The organism is Streptomyces sp. NPDC017202 (genome assembly GCF_044331705.1).
Classification (GTDB): domain Bacteria; phylum Actinomycetota; class Actinomycetes; order Streptomycetales; family Streptomycetaceae; genus Streptomyces.
In genome coordinates, this window is sequence record NZ_JBIRNP010000004.1 from 233,171 (window position 1) to 246,113 (window position 12,943).

10 protein-coding genes and 1 pseudogene are annotated in these 12,943 nt (G+C 73.6%); 3 read left to right on the plus strand and 8 right to left on the minus strand.

Annotation, left to right across the window (positions count from 1 at the left end; all coding sequences use genetic code 11):
- Positions 1 to 63: 63 nt before the first annotated feature.
- The 5 genes from ACH4N1_RS11085 to ACH4N1_RS11105 all read right to left on the minus strand — a co-directional run bounded on the left by ACH4N1_RS11085 (position 64) and on the right by ACH4N1_RS11105 (position 6,829).
- On the minus strand, positions 64 to 447 hold the full coding sequence (locus ACH4N1_RS11085) for a hypothetical protein (RefSeq protein ID WP_398096267.1): 384 nt from the start codon (positions 445 to 447) through the stop codon (positions 64 to 66).
- Between the two features lie 108 nt (positions 448 to 555).
- The gene (locus ACH4N1_RS11090) at positions 556 to 2,673 is read right to left on the minus strand and encodes a fructose-specific PTS transporter subunit EIIC (RefSeq protein ID WP_398096269.1); all 2,118 of its coding nucleotides are present in this window, start codon (positions 2,671 to 2,673) and stop codon (positions 556 to 558) included.
- Positions 2,674 to 3,208: 535 nt separating this feature from the next.
- Positions 3,209 to 4,156, minus strand: coding sequence for a 1-phosphofructokinase (gene pfkB / locus ACH4N1_RS11095; protein ID WP_398096270.1), 948 nt, complete (start codon positions 4,154 to 4,156; stop codon positions 3,209 to 3,211).
- Positions 4,153 to 4,914, minus strand: coding sequence for a DeoR/GlpR family DNA-binding transcription regulator (locus ACH4N1_RS11100; protein WP_398096272.1), 762 nt, complete (start codon positions 4,912 to 4,914; stop codon positions 4,153 to 4,155). The genes pfkB and ACH4N1_RS11100 overlap by 4 nt, the downstream gene beginning before the upstream one ends.
- Before the next feature lie 352 nt (positions 4,915 to 5,266).
- Positions 5,267 to 6,829 carry an MFS transporter gene (locus ACH4N1_RS11105; protein ID WP_398096274.1) on the minus strand — a complete coding sequence of 521 codons (1,563 nt, stop codon included), beginning with the start codon at positions 6,827 to 6,829 and terminating at the stop codon, positions 5,267 to 5,269.
- Positions 6,830 to 6,890: 61 nt separating this feature from the next.
- On the opposite strand from ACH4N1_RS11105, the gene ACH4N1_RS11110 reads away from it, so the two are divergent.
- On the plus strand, positions 6,891 to 7,952 hold the full coding sequence (locus tag ACH4N1_RS11110; protein WP_398096276.1) for a helix-turn-helix transcriptional regulator: 1,062 nt from the start codon (positions 6,891 to 6,893) through the stop codon (positions 7,950 to 7,952).
- A 512-nt stretch (positions 7,953 to 8,464) separates the two neighbouring features.
- Here ACH4N1_RS11110 and ACH4N1_RS11115 read toward each other — a convergent pair.
- Both ACH4N1_RS11115 and ACH4N1_RS11120 read right to left on the minus strand, forming a co-directional pair.
- A pseudogene (locus ACH4N1_RS11115) lies at positions 8,465 to 8,911 on the minus strand (TetR/AcrR family transcriptional regulator); the annotation flags it as partial.
- A 758-nt stretch (positions 8,912 to 9,669) separates the two neighbouring features.
- Positions 9,670 to 10,665 carry an RNA polymerase sigma factor RpoD/SigA gene (locus ACH4N1_RS11120; protein ID WP_398096278.1) on the minus strand — a complete coding sequence of 332 codons (996 nt, stop codon included), beginning with the start codon at positions 10,663 to 10,665 and terminating at the stop codon, positions 9,670 to 9,672.
- A 204-nt stretch (positions 10,666 to 10,869) separates the two neighbouring features.
- Here ACH4N1_RS11120 and ACH4N1_RS11125 point away from each other — a divergent pair, with 204 nt between their 5' ends.
- On the plus strand, positions 10,870 to 11,388 hold the full coding sequence (locus ACH4N1_RS11125; RefSeq protein WP_398096279.1) for a GNAT family N-acetyltransferase: 519 nt from the start codon (positions 10,870 to 10,872) through the stop codon (positions 11,386 to 11,388).
- Positions 11,389 to 11,480: 92 nt separating this feature from the next.
- On the opposite strand, the gene ACH4N1_RS11130 is transcribed toward ACH4N1_RS11125, so the two are convergent.
- Complete coding sequence (locus ACH4N1_RS11130) at positions 11,481 to 12,290, minus strand: dioxygenase (RefSeq protein WP_398096280.1); 810 nt, start codon at positions 12,288 to 12,290, stop codon at positions 11,481 to 11,483.
- Between the two features lie 133 nt (positions 12,291 to 12,423).
- Here ACH4N1_RS11130 and ACH4N1_RS11135 point away from each other — a divergent pair, with 133 nt between their 5' ends.
- Positions 12,424 to 12,933 (plus strand): MarR family winged helix-turn-helix transcriptional regulator, encoded by a 510-nt coding sequence (locus tag ACH4N1_RS11135; protein WP_398096282.1) that lies wholly within the window; start codon positions 12,424 to 12,426, stop codon positions 12,931 to 12,933.
- The last annotated feature ends 10 nt before the right edge of the window (positions 12,934 to 12,943 follow it).

The window sequence follows — 12,943 nt, forward strand, 5'->3', positions numbered from 1 at the left end:
GCCCGCCCCGCCGACCTGCGGCACCCCGCCCCCGGCACCCCGCCCGGGGCGCCGGGCTTCCGCTCAGCGGTCGCCGCTGAGCCGGCGTACGAGACCCTCGAAGGCGGCCCGCTCCGCCGGGGTCAGCTCGACGGCCTCCCGGTGCGGTGCCGCCTGCCCCTGGGGCGGGACGGCGGGGAGGACCTGCCGGGCCGACGAGCGTGGCGGACGGACGAGGCCCGGACGGCGCGGGCCGGTGTCCGGGCGCATCGCGTCGGGACCGGGGCGCATCGCGCCCAGGGCCGGGCGCCGCATGCGCCGTGCGCCGGCGCGGAAGCCCCAGGCGCCCGCGCCCGGACGAGCGCGGCGCAGCAGGACGGTCACCGCGACCAGCCAGGCGACTCCCGCCACGACGAGGGCGACGGCCGCCGCGCCCGTCGGGTGGGGGATCGAGAGGTGCTCAGGCATACCGCCCAGTAGACACCGCGCACGTCACGGTCCGGGACTTTCGTCCCGGACCGTGACGTATCTCGCAGGTGGGTGCAGGTCGCCCGAAGGCCCCGTGCGGTGCGGGGGTTACGCCGCCACCGGCTGCTTCCGCCCCGCCGTCGTGGCGGCCGCGCCGTTCTCCGCGCCGGAGGCGGCGGCCCCGGTGACCGGCTTGCGCAGGCCCTTGAGGACGACGACCAGGGCCGCCGTGACGCACACACCGGCCGCGATGGCGACCAGGTAGAGGAACGGGTTGCCGATCAGCGGGACCACGAAGACGCCGCCGTGCGGGGCGCGCAGGGTCGCGCCGAACGCCATCGACAGGGCACCGGTGATCGCGCCGCCCACCATCGAGGAGGGGATCACGCGCAGCGGGTCGGCCGCGGCGAACGGGATCGCGCCCTCGGAGATGAAGGAGGCGCCCAGGACCCAGGCGGCCTTGCCGTTCTCGCGTTCCGTCCGGGTGAACAGCTTGCCCCGGACGGTTGTGGCCAGGGCCATGGCCAGCGGCGGGACCATGCCGGCCGCCATGACCGCGGCCATGACCTTCATCGCGGAGTCGCTCGGGTCGGCGACGGCGATACCGGCGGTGGCGAAGGCGTAGGCGACCTTGTTGACCGGACCGCCGAGGTCGAAGCACATCATCAGGCCGAGCAGGGCGCCGAGGAGGACGGCGTTGGTGCCGGTGAGGCCGTTCAGCCAGTCGGTCATGCCCTTCTGGGCCTCGGCGATGGGCTTGCCGATGACCACGAACATCAGGAATCCGACGACCGCCGAGGAGATCAGCGGGATCACCACCACCGGCATGATGCCGCGCAGCGCCGCCGGGATCCGGACCTTCTGGATCGCCATCACCACGCCACCGGCGATCAGGCCGGCCGCCAGACCGCCGAGGAAGCCCGCGTTGACGGTCAGCGAGATCGCGCCGCCGACGAAGCCCGGCACCAGACCGGGCCGGTCCGCCATGCCGTAGGCGATGTAACCGGCCAGGACCGGGACGAGGAAGCCGAAGGCGACGGCGCCGATCTGGAAGAGCAGGGCGCCCCAGCTGTCCGCCTGGGTCCAGACGAAGTGGTCCATGACCGACGGCGCCTTGTTGATCTCGTAGCCGCCGATCGCGAAGCCGAGGGCGATCAGGAGACCGCCCGCGGCGACGAACGGGACCATGTAGCTCACGCCGGACATCAGCCACTTGCGGAGCTTGGTGCCGTAGCCCTCGGTGGAGTCGCCGGCGCGTTCGACCGGCGTACCGGGGGCGGACCCGGAGGTGACCTCGCCGCGCTCCGCCTTGCCGCGCACCTCGGTGATCAGCTCGGCGGGCCGGTTGATGCCCGCCTTCACGCCGACGTCCACGGTGGGCTTGCCCGCGAAGCGGTCCTTGTCGCGCACGGGGACGTCGTGGGCGAAGATCACGCCGTCCGCGGCGGCGATGACGGCCGGGTCGAGGCGGGTGAAACCGGCCGAGCCCTGTGTCTCGACGACCAGCTCGACGCCCGCCGCACGTCCGGCGTTCTCCAGGGACTCGGCCGCCATGTAGGTGTGGGCGATGCCGGTCGGGCAGGAGGTGACCGCGACGATGCGGAAGGGGGCGGCGTCCGGGGCGGACGCGTCGGGGGTGGGCACGGACGCGGCGGGAACCGGAGCCGGGGCGGTCGGGGCGCCGGTGGGTGCCGTGTCAGCCGCTGTGGCGTCGGCGGAGGCCGCCGCCGACGCCACAGCGGTGTCCTCGGGGGCGCTCGCGCCCTCCCCGGCTGCCCGGGCCGGCTCCTCCCCGCGGATGAGTGCCGCCGCGGCCGCCGCGTCCCGCACCGACCGCAGCGCGGAGGTGAAGTCGGCGTCCATCAGCTGACGGGCCAGCGACGACAGGATCGTCAGATGGGCGTCGTCGGCTCCCGCGGGAGCGGCGATCAGGAAGATCAGGTCGGCCGGGCCGTCCGGGGCGCCGAAGTCGATGCCGGCGGCGCTGCGCCCGAAGGCGAGCGTCGGCTCGGTGACGTGGGCGCTGCGGCAGTGCGGGATGCCGATGCCGCCGTCGAGGCCGGTGGGCATCTGGGCCTCACGGGCGGCCACGTCGGCGAGGAAGCCCTCCAGGTCGGTCACCCGGCCCTGGGCCACCATGCGCTCGGCGAGGGACCGCGCCGCTGCTTCCTTGGTGTCGGCGGACAGGTCGAGGTCGACCAGTTCCGCGGTGATCATCTCGCTCATCGCGGGCTCCTTCGCTCGCGTATCGCCCGGGGGGTGTGCTGGGCGCAAAGGGGGACGGGGGTGCGGTGGGGGGAGGTGAGGCGTACGGGGACGGGGCCGGGGAAGCCCCGCCTCCGCGGGGCGGCAGGCCGGTCGGGGTCCTGCGCGCCCGGGTCGGCGGGGCGGCTCAGGACGCACCGCCGCCCGTGCCGGGCGGCGAGTAAGGGGGAACCCCGCCGCGCCGCGACCGCTGTCCGGGCCGGTGCGGGCGCCGGTGTGGGGGCCTCCGCCCGGGTCACGGCCCTCGCTCCCGTACGGAGTTCCGTACGGGCCGCCGGTGCGGACGGGACCGGCGGCGTGACCGCCCGGCACGGCCCCGGGTGAGGGACCGTGGCGGGCGCACGGTGGACGGCCGTGGCGGACGCGGAGGGGACGGCCGTGGCGGGCGCACGGTGGACGGCCGTGGCGGACGCGGAGGGGACGGCCGTGGCGGGCCTCGCTCGAAGAGCCACGACGGGGACCGGACGGAAGCCCGTGCCGGGCGCCGGGTCGGGGGTCATGACACGGGCTCCTTCAGTTCGCGGTCCACCGGTACGTCCGAGGTGACCGTCACCGCCGCCGGGTCCAGGTCGGCCGGGGTCGGCATCACGCTGCCGGGCAGCTGGACGGCGGCCGCACCGTGCGCGACGGCGGAGGCGAGCGCCTGCGGGCCGCTGCCGCCGGCGATGAGGAATCCGGCGAGGGAGGAGTCCCCCGCTCCCACATTGCTGCGGACGGCGTCGACGCGCGCGGTGGCGAACCAGGTGCCCGTGTCCTCCACGAGCAGTTGCCCGTCGGCGCCCAGGCTCGCGAGCACGGCGCGTGCGCCCATCTCGCGCAGTTCCTCCGCCGCCTTCACCGCGTCGCCCACGGTCGCCAGGGGGCGTCCGACGGCCTCGGCGAGCTCCTCGGCGTTCGGCTTCACCACGTCGGGCCGCTCGCGCAGCGCCTCCAGCAGTGCGCGCCCCGAGGTGTCCAACGCGATCCGCGCGCCCCCGGCGTGCGCCCGCGCGACCACCTCGGCGTACCAGGAGGGCGCGAGCCCGCGGGGCAGGCTGCCGCAGCAGGCGATCCAGTCGGCGTCGCGGGACTGTCCGCGCACGGTCTCCAGGAGGAGTTCCTGCTCCGCCGGGGAGAGTTCCGGCCCCGGCGCGTTGACCTTCGTCAGCACGCCGTCGGACTCCGCGAGCGCGATGTTCGAGCGGGTGGCCCCGGCGACCGGGACCGGCGCGACCTCGATGCCCTGCGCGTCGAGCAGGTCGGCGACGAGCGCGCCCGGCGCACCGCCCAGGGGCAGGACGGCGACCGTGCGCCGTCCGGCGGCGGCGACGGCGCGGGAGACGTTCACGCCCTTGCCGCCGGGATCCATGCGCTCACCGGTGGCGCGGATGACCTCGCCGCGGTCGAGGGAGGGGACCTCGTAGGTGCGGTCGAGGGACGGGTTCGGGGTGACGGTGAGGATCATGCGCGTACTACTTCCGTGCCGCCGCGCTCGATGGCGGCCGCGTCGTCGGGGCTGAGCCCGCTGTCGGTGATCAGCAGGTCCACGTCGCTCAGGCCGCCGAAGCGGGCGAAGTGCTCCTGCCCGTGCTTGGAGGAGTCGGCGAGCAGCACGACCCGGCGGGCCGCGGCCATCGCCGCCCGCTTCACCGCCGCCTCGGCGAGGTCGGGGGTGGTGAGCCCGTGCTCGGCGGAGAACCCGTTCGCGGCGACGAACAGGACGTCGGCGCGGATCTCGCCGTACGCGCGCAGCGCCCAGGCGTCCACGGCGGCGCGCGTACGGTGCCGTACGCGCCCCCCGATCAGATGGAGCTGCATGCCCGGGTGGTCGGCGAGGCGGGCCGCGATCGGCAGGGAGTGCGTGACCACCGTGAGGGAGGCCTCCAGCGGGAGGGCGGCGGCCAGGCGGGCGACCGTCGTACCGGCGTCGAGGATCATCGTGCCCTCGGCCGGGAGTTCGGTCAGGGCGGCCTTGGCGATGCGGTCCTTCTCGTCGGCGGAGGTGGACTCGCGTTCGGCGAGGTCCGGCTCGAAGTCGAGACGTCCGACCGGTATGGCACCGCCGTGCACGCGGCGGACGAGCCCGGCGCGGTCGAGGGCCTTCAGATCGCGGCGGATGGTCTCCGCCGTGACCTGGAACTCCTCGGCCAGCGACAGGACGTCCACCCGGCCGCCGTCACGGGCGAGCCGCAGGATCTCCTGCTGCCGCTCCGGTGCGTACATGTCCGTTCGCCTCCGACCGCTCCCGGGTCCATGCCCGAATTTGTGGTTTCGCCTGGAGGCTACGCCCGAATTTCCGGAAAGTAAACAGGTTCGGATGCCATTCGGGCATGAACGGACTTTCGGTCGCCGCCCGGTCACGCCCTCGGGTGCACCCGAGGGCGTGCACCCGAGGGCGCCCGTCCGCGGAGACGAGCGAAGGGCCTGTCACCCGCGAAGGGCCCGGCACCCTCGCGGGTGACAGGCCCTTCGCGGCCGGTCGAGTCTCCCCGGCCGGTTCCAGCATCCTCTCGGCCGGTTCGGCGGCGTCCCGGCCGGGTTCGGTGCCGAACCGGCCGGTTCGGCCCGCCGCCCCTCAGGACACGAGTTCCGGCTCCTTCCCGGTCACCGGCAGCTCCGCCTCCCCCGCGCCCTCCACGTGCTGGGCGGGCCGCTTCGGCAGGGCGAACATCAGCAGGAAGATCACGCCCAGCACGGCGGCCACCCAGCCCAGCGCGTACCGGAAGGCGTCCACGAACTCCGGGCCGATGTCGGCGGGGGCCGGCCGGTCGGCGATCCGGCCGAAGAAGACGACGGACACCAGGCCGAGGCCGAGCGCGTTGCCCATCTGCTGCACGGTGTTGATCAGGCCGGACGCCGACCCGGCGTGCTCGCGCGGCACTTCGGACAGCACCGCGTCGGTCAGCGGGGCGACGATCAGCCCCATGCCGGCGCCCATCACCGTGAGCGGGAGGATCATCTGCCACGGGGCGATGCCGAGGCCGTGGCGCCCGGACTCCCACAGGTAGATCAGCACGCCCGCGCCCATGGTCAGCGCGCCCGCCTGGAGCACCTTGCGGCCGAAGCGGGGGACCAGCTTCTGCACGGAGAGACCGGCGGCCGTCGACACCGCGAGGGAGAACGGGACGCCCGTCAGACCGGCGCGCAGTTCGCTCCAGCCGAGGCCGATCTGGAGGTACAGCGTCCAGACCAGGAAGAAGATGCCGAGGCTGACGCCGAAGACGGTCTGCACGGCGATGCCGGCGGCGAAGCTCTTGACCCGGAAGAGGGACAGCTCGATCAGCGGCGAGCCGTCCCGCGCGCCCTTGCGCCGCTCGTACGCCACCAGCGCGCCGAAGACGACGAACGCGCCGGCCATCGACAGGTACCCCCACAGCGGCCAGCCCAGCTCACGGCCGCGGGTCAGCGGGTAGAGCAGCATCAGCAGACCGAGCGTCACCAGCGCGACGCCGACCAGGTCGAGCTTGAGCGCCCTCGGCGCCCGCGACTCGGTGATGAAGCGGCCGCCCAGGACCAGGGCCGCGATGCCGACCGGCAGGTTGATGAGGAAGATCGGCCGCCACTCCAGCCCGAACAGGTTCCACTCCGTCAGCAGCGCGCCCAGCAGCGGTCCGGAGACCGCGCCCAGGCCGACGATCGCGCCGAAGAGCCCGAAGACCTTGCCGCGTTCGTGCGCCGGGAAGGTGGCGTGCACGATCGACAGCACCTGCGGGACCATCAGCGCCGCCATGCCGCCCTGGAGGAGCCGGGAGGCGACGAGCATCTCGGGGTTCGCGGCGAAGCCGCACAGGGCGGAGGCGAGGGTGAAGCCGCCGACGCCGAGGAGGAACACCCGCTTGCGGCCGTGGATGTCGCCCAGGCGGCCGCCGGTGATGAGGCCGGCGGCGAAGGCGAGCGCGTAACCGGCGGTGATCCACTGGATCTGGCTGTCGGAGGCGCCCGCGTCGCGCTGCATGGACGGGATGGCGATGTTGACGATCGTGACGTCGACGAGGTCCATGAAGGCCGCGGTCATCACGATCGCCAGAGCGAACCACCGGCGGCGGTCGGCCACGTCCCCGGCCGCCCGGATGTCGGCCCCTGCGGGGTGCTCGGCCGGGCCGGAACCGGCGGAGAGCTTGGTCTCGTTGGAGGTCATGCGAGGACAGTAGGAGGACAATAGGTCAGAACGTGTCCTACTGGTGCGGCATCCTCGACGCATGACGACGGACACCCCGGCTCGGCTGCTGCAACTCCTCTCCCTGCTCCAGACGCCCCGCGAGTGGCCCGGCGGCGAACTCGCCGACCGGCTCCGGGTGTCCCGCCGCACGGTCCGGCGGGACATCGACCGGCTGCGGGAACTGGGCTACCCCGTCCAGGCGACCAAGGGCTCCGACGGCGGATACCGGCTGGTCGCGGGCAAGGCGATGCCCCCGCTCGTCCTCGACGACGAGGAGGCGGTGGCGATCGCGGTCGGTCTGCGGGCGGGTGCCGGGCACGCGCTGGAGGGCGTGGACGAGGCGTCGGTGCGGGCCCTGGCGAAACTGGAACAGGTGCTGCCGGCCCGGCTGCGCCACCGGGTCTCCACCCTCCAGGCCGCGACCACCCCGCTGACCAGCGGGGACGGTGCCAGCATCGCGCCCGAGACGCTGACCGTCATCGCCTCGACGGTGGCCGGACACGAGCGGCTGCGGTTCGCCTACCGCGCGAAGGACGGCACCGAGTCGCGTCGCCTGACCGAGCCGTACCGCCTGGTCTCGACGGGCCGCCGCTGGTACCTCGTCGCCTACGACCTCGGACGCGACGACTGGCGCACCTTCCGCGTCGACCGGGTGGGCGAGCCCTTCGCCACCGGCACCCGGTTCACCCCGCGCGAGGTGCCGCAGGGGGACGCGGCGGAATACCTGCGCGGGTCGATCCAACGCCACCAGGAGACGTACGAGTTCGAGGTCACCTTCCAGGCCCCGGCGGAGGCCGTCGCCGCACAGCTCCCGGCCTGGTTCGAACGCCCGGAGCCGACCCCCGAAGGCTGCCGGCTGCGGTCCGTCACCGGCGACCCCGTGGAATGGCTGGCGGTCCGCCTGGCCGTGCTGGGCCACGAGTTCACGGTCCACTCCCCGAATGAACTGGTGAAGTGTGTGCGCGAGTTGGGGGGACGGCTGGCGCGAGCGGGGGCGGGCTCCGGAGCACAGGCGGCAGCGGGGCCAGGAACGGAAGCGACAGCAGCGGAGGCAGAGGCAGGGCGAGGGGCGGAGGCGGGGGGAGGAGCGGAGCCAGGGTGAGAAGCGGAGGCGACCGTGGTGGCAGGGGACGCCCAGGGGTCCGCGGAACCCGGCGCGGCCGCGAACCCCGGTGGGGCTGCGAACCCCGGTGGGGCTGCGAACCCCGGTGGGAACGGTCAGCCGGAGGCGCCGGCGCCGCTCCCCCACTCCATCCCCCGCACCGCTTCCAGGTTCCGCAGGGCCAGTTCCGCCGGGCCCTGCGGACCGCTCGGGGGGCTGTCGGTCGCGGCCCAGCTCTCCACGGCGACACGGACCGCGGCACACGCGACCGCCGCGACGAAGCGCCGGCGGGGGGTGGGCCCGGCCGGTCCACCGGGCTCGGCCCGCCCACCGGGCTCGGCCGGTCCACCGGGTTCGGCCCGCCGACCGGGCCCGGCCCGCCCACCGGGCCCGGGCCGCCCAACGGGCCCGGCCCGCCCACCGGGTTCGGCCCGTCCACCGGGTGCGGCCGTTCCGCCAGGCTCGGCCGACCCGGCGGGCGTGACGGGCACGGCGGGCGCGGCGGTCTCCGCACGCTCGGCAACGTTGTCGGGCCCGGCCCCACCCCCGGCGCCCCGCCCGACGCCCCGCCCCCGGAACACCTCCTCCAGGGCGCTCTCCGAGGCATGGCAGACCTCGGCCCAGACCTTGCCCAGGGCGGGGCTGGCCGAGGCGAGGCGGATGAGGGTGCGGACCCACTCCCAGGACGCCGCCGACACGCCGACGCCGGGCGTGAGGGTCTGCCGTACCGCGTGTTCCAGGGCCTCGGGCGGGGACAGCCGGGGCGGGGCCTCGCGCACCGCTTCCACCCAGCGCTGGGCGCCGGCCGCGTACAGCGGGGCGACCGCCTCCTCCTTGGTGGCGAAGTACCGGTAGAACGTGCGCGGCGCTACCCCGGCCGCCTGGGCGATGTCCTCGGCGCGGGTGGCCCTGAGGCCGCGCCCGGCGAAGAGGCGGGCGGCCGCTCGGGCGATCTCCATCCTGGTCGCCGCTTTGCGCCGCTCGGTGAGCGAAGCCGGGGCCGGCGGGGTGGCGGAGGAGGGAGGCGGTACGGGGGTGGAGCTTGTCACCTCGGCAGGCTATGCCCATGTGGCACAATCTGCCATCCAGGCGGGTCACCCCGGAGTTCAGGTACGGGGTGCCCCGCCCTTCAGCATGCCGTTACGCCCGCACGGCCGCGCCCCCGGTGGCCGCGTCGCTCCCGCGGCGGCTCTTCCCTTCCCTGTGCGGCCGCAATCCGAGGCCCGGTCCGGACGCGCCTGGCTTTCCGACCGTCCCCGGCTCCAGGGCCCCGCCGGTGCCCCGCCAGAAGAAGAGTCGGGCTCCGGCGCCGGGGGGGGGAGGCGCCGAAGCCCGACTCAGGAAAGTCCCGGCGCCGGGGGGGTGTGCGTCGGGACGTGGCCGGACGTGACTCGGTGGATGTCTCTCATGTCACCCATGTCGTTCATGAGAGGTCACCGGGCACGGAGAACGAGGGGTCGCGCAAACGCCGTGGGGCTGCGGGGTCCGGTGGGTCGGTTCGCACCTCTGCGCCCGAACTCCCGCGCCCAGAAGTCTCTTTCCCTCAGGGCCACCGGTTGAAAGCGACCTTCTGCGCCATGTTTGCGCGCACTTCCGCCACCCGCGTACGCCCGTGGCGAGCCGTGCACCCGTCGGTGGCGCGTTCCGCACCCGCCGGGGACCCGGCCCGGGACGACCCCCGGCCCCGGACGTGAACCCCCGCGGGTGCGGCGCCTGTCTACGCCGCCGCCTCGAACCCGGTGTCCCGGGCCAGCTTCTTCAGTTCCAGCAGCGCGTGCTTCTCGATCTGACGGATCCGCTCGCGCGTCAGACCATGCTCCTTGCCGACCTCGGTCAGCGTGCGCTCGCGGCCGTCCTCGATGCCGTACCGCATCTTGATGATGGAGGCCGTGCGGGGGTCGAGGCGGTCGATGAGGCCGTCCAGTTCCTCGCTGCGCAGCAGCGTGAGCACGGACTGCTCCGGCGAGACCGCCGAGGTGTCCTCGAGCAGGTCGCCGAACTGGGTCTCGCCCTGGTCGTCGACCGCCATGTTCAGCGAGACGGGGTCGCGCGCCCAGTCGAGCACGTCGGTGACGCGCTCCGGCGTGGAACCCAGCTCGGTGGCGATCTCCAGGGGCTCCGGGTCGCGGCCGTGCTCACGGTTGAACTCCCGCTGCACGCGGCGGATACGGCCCAGTTCCTCCACCAGGTGGACGGGCAGCCGGATCGTGCGCGACTGGTCCGCTATGGACCGCGTGATGGCCTGGCGGATCCACCACGTGGCGTACGTGGAGAACTTGAAGCCCTTGCGGTAGTCGAACTTCTCGACCGCGCGGACCAGGCCGGCGTTGCCCTCCTGGACCAGGTCCAGCAGGGGCAGGCCGCTGCGCGGGTAGCGGCGGGCGACCGCGACGACCAGTCGGAGGTTGGAACGGATGAAGACGTCCTTGGCGCGCTCTCCCTCGGCGACGAGCGCCTCGAGCTCCTCACGGGAGGCGTCCGCCGTGGACTCCTCGTATCCGTCGAGGAGCTGCCGCGCGAACACACCCGCCTCGATGATCTGCGACAGCTCGACTTCCTTGGCGGCGTCGAGCAGAGGCGTGCGCGCGATCTCGTCGAGGTACATGCCGACCAGATCGCGGTCGGCGATCTCTCCGCCGTGGACGCGAGCGCTGCTTGCCGCGCCGGTCTCGCCGGAGGCGGACTGACGACGGGCGACGGCACGGGTTGCCATGCGTGCTCCCTTGCGATGATGGGGTCAGCGGGTGGTCCGTGGACACCCGGGCACCGACTCGGGTCCTCCCGGGACTTTCTCGGGACTCTCCTCGGGTGCCCTGCATCCGATGGATACAACGACTGGAATCAGGACAGAATTCCCCACCCGTCCCCCGATTTTTCTGATCATGCAGTACCCTGTCCGGCCCCAGAAGGAGGACGCATGCGGCCGGAACGTACAGAGGTGCAGGTCAGGCCGGGGGAGGAGAGGGATCTCGAAGCCCTCACCGACCTCTACAACCACTACGTACGTGAGACGCCGATCACATTCGATACCGCGATTTTCACTCCGGAGGAGCGCCGTCCCTGGCTGCTCTCCCACCCTGAAGACGGCCCGTACCGGCTGATGGTTGCCACGGACCCGCACTCACAGGAAATTCTGGGGTACGCCACCTCCAGCCCCTTCCGCGCGAAGCCCGCCTACGCGACCTCCGTCGAGGTGACGGTCTACCTGCGCCCGGACGCGGGCGGCCGCGGCGTCGGCACGCTGCTGTACGAGGCGCTCTTCGAGGCCCTGTCCGGCGAGGACCTGCACCGGGCGTACGCGGGCGTCGCCCAGCCCAACGAAGCGTCCGTGCGGCTGCACGAACGCTTCGGTTTCCGGCACGTGGGCACCTACCGCGAGGTGGGCCGCAAGTTCGGCCGCTACTGGGACGTCGCCTGGTACGAGAAGCCCCTGTAGCCGGCAGGCCGACCGGCGGACGGGCAGGTCTGCGGGCGGGGCGGCCGACAGGCAGGCGGGCAGGCGGGCAGGCGGGCAGGCGGGCAGGCGGGTCAGCCGAACTGCATCGACCGCTTCGCCAGCCCCAGCCAGAACCCGTCGATCACCGACTTCTGCGCGTCCAGTTCGCCGAAGACCTCCGCGGCGCCCATGGTGACGAACAGCGGGGCGAAGTGCTCGGTGCGCGGGTGGGCGTACCGGCCCGCCGGGGCCTTGTGCAGGAAGTCCAGCAGGGCGTCCCAGTCACGGCTCTCCAGGGCGTGCCGTCCCCAGTCGTCGAACTCGGAGGACCAGGTGGGCACTCCCCCGCCGGTGTGCCGCAGCGCGGCCAGGTTGTGGGTGAAGAACCCGGAGCCGACGATGAGGACGCCCTCGTCGCGCAGGGGCGCGAGCCTGCGGCCGATCTCCATGAGCTTCACGGGGTCGAGGGTCGGCATGGAGATCTGGAGGACCGGGATGTCGGCGGCCGGGAACATCTCGACGAGCGGGACGTACGCGCCGTGGTCGAGGCCCCGGTCGGGGATGTCCTGCACGGGGATGCCGGGGGCGCGCAGCAGCTTGCGCACGCTCTCGGCAAGCGCCGGCGCGCCCGGGGCGTCGTAGCGCACCCGGTAGTAGTGCTCGGGGAAGCCCCAGAAGTCGTGGACCAGGGGGACCGGCTCGACCGCGCCGAGAGCGAGGGGGGCCTCCTCCCAGTGGGCGGAGACCATGAGGATCGCCTTGGGGCGGGGCAGGTCGGCGGACCAGGCGGCGAGCTGGCCGGGCCAGACGGGGTCGTCCGCGAGGGGCGGGGCGCCGTGGCTGAGGTACAGGGCGGGCATGCGCTCCTGCGGAACGGCACGTTCCTGGGTGGCGGCGGACATGGCGGCAACTCCCTCGGCGGCTCGACGCGTTCGGACGGGCCCACATTTCCTTGAACTCTAAATTTCCCGTTCGTACGTAACTGTAGACCCCACTTGTTTAATTTTCAAGAACGAGGCCCGTAGAGTGGAACGCATGACGAAGGCAGCCGCACCCGCTCCCGAGCCGCAGTGGCTCACCGCGGAGGAGCAGCGCATCTGGCGCTCGTACCTCCACGCCACCACCCTCCTCGAGGACCACATGGACCGGCAGCTGCAACGCGACGCCGGGATGCCGCACGTCTACTACGGCCTCCTCGTCAAGCTCGCCGAGTCCCCCCACAACCGGCTGCGGATGACCGAACTCGCGAGGGACGCCAAGATCACCCGCTCCCGCCTCTCGCACGCCGTCGCGCGCCTGGAGAAGAACGGCTGGGTACGGCGCGAGGACTGCCCCTCCGACAAGCGCGGCCAGTTCGCGGTGCTGACCGACGAGGGCCTGGACGTCCTCAGGAGCGCGGCACCGGGCCACGTGGCCGCCGTACGCAACGCGCTCTTCGACCGGCTCACCCCGGAACAGCAGAAGTCCCTCGGCGAGATCATGCAGATCGTCGCCGAGGGACTCCAGCCGAACGAAGCGGGTGCCGACCTGCCCTGGCTGCGCTAGCCACCGGGGC

Coding starts and splice junctions, on each gene's coding strand:
- ACH4N1_RS11085 (WP_398096267.1), bottom strand. CDS start 447: ATGCCTGAGCACCTCTCGATCCCCCACCCGACGGGCGCGGCGGCCGTC.
- ACH4N1_RS11090 (WP_398096269.1), bottom strand. CDS start 2,673: ATGAGCGAGATGATCACCGCGGAACTGGTCGACCTCGACCTGTCCGCC.
- pfkB (WP_398096270.1), bottom strand. CDS start 4,156: ATGATCCTCACCGTCACCCCGAACCCGTCCCTCGACCGCACCTACGAG.
- ACH4N1_RS11100 (WP_398096272.1), bottom strand. CDS start 4,914: ATGTACGCACCGGAGCGGCAGCAGGAGATCCTGCGGCTCGCCCGTGAC.
- ACH4N1_RS11105 (WP_398096274.1), bottom strand. CDS start 6,829: ATGACCTCCAACGAGACCAAGCTCTCCGCCGGTTCCGGCCCGGCCGAG.
- ACH4N1_RS11110 (WP_398096276.1), top strand. CDS start 6,891: ATGACGACGGACACCCCGGCTCGGCTGCTGCAACTCCTCTCCCTGCTC.
- ACH4N1_RS11120 (WP_398096278.1), bottom strand. CDS start 10,665: ATGGCAACCCGTGCCGTCGCCCGTCGTCAGTCCGCCTCCGGCGAGACC.
- ACH4N1_RS11125 (WP_398096279.1), top strand. CDS start 10,870: ATGCGGCCGGAACGTACAGAGGTGCAGGTCAGGCCGGGGGAGGAGAGG.
- ACH4N1_RS11130 (WP_398096280.1), bottom strand. CDS start 12,290: ATGTCCGCCGCCACCCAGGAACGTGCCGTTCCGCAGGAGCGCATGCCC.
- ACH4N1_RS11135 (WP_398096282.1), top strand. CDS start 12,424: ATGACGAAGGCAGCCGCACCCGCTCCCGAGCCGCAGTGGCTCACCGCG.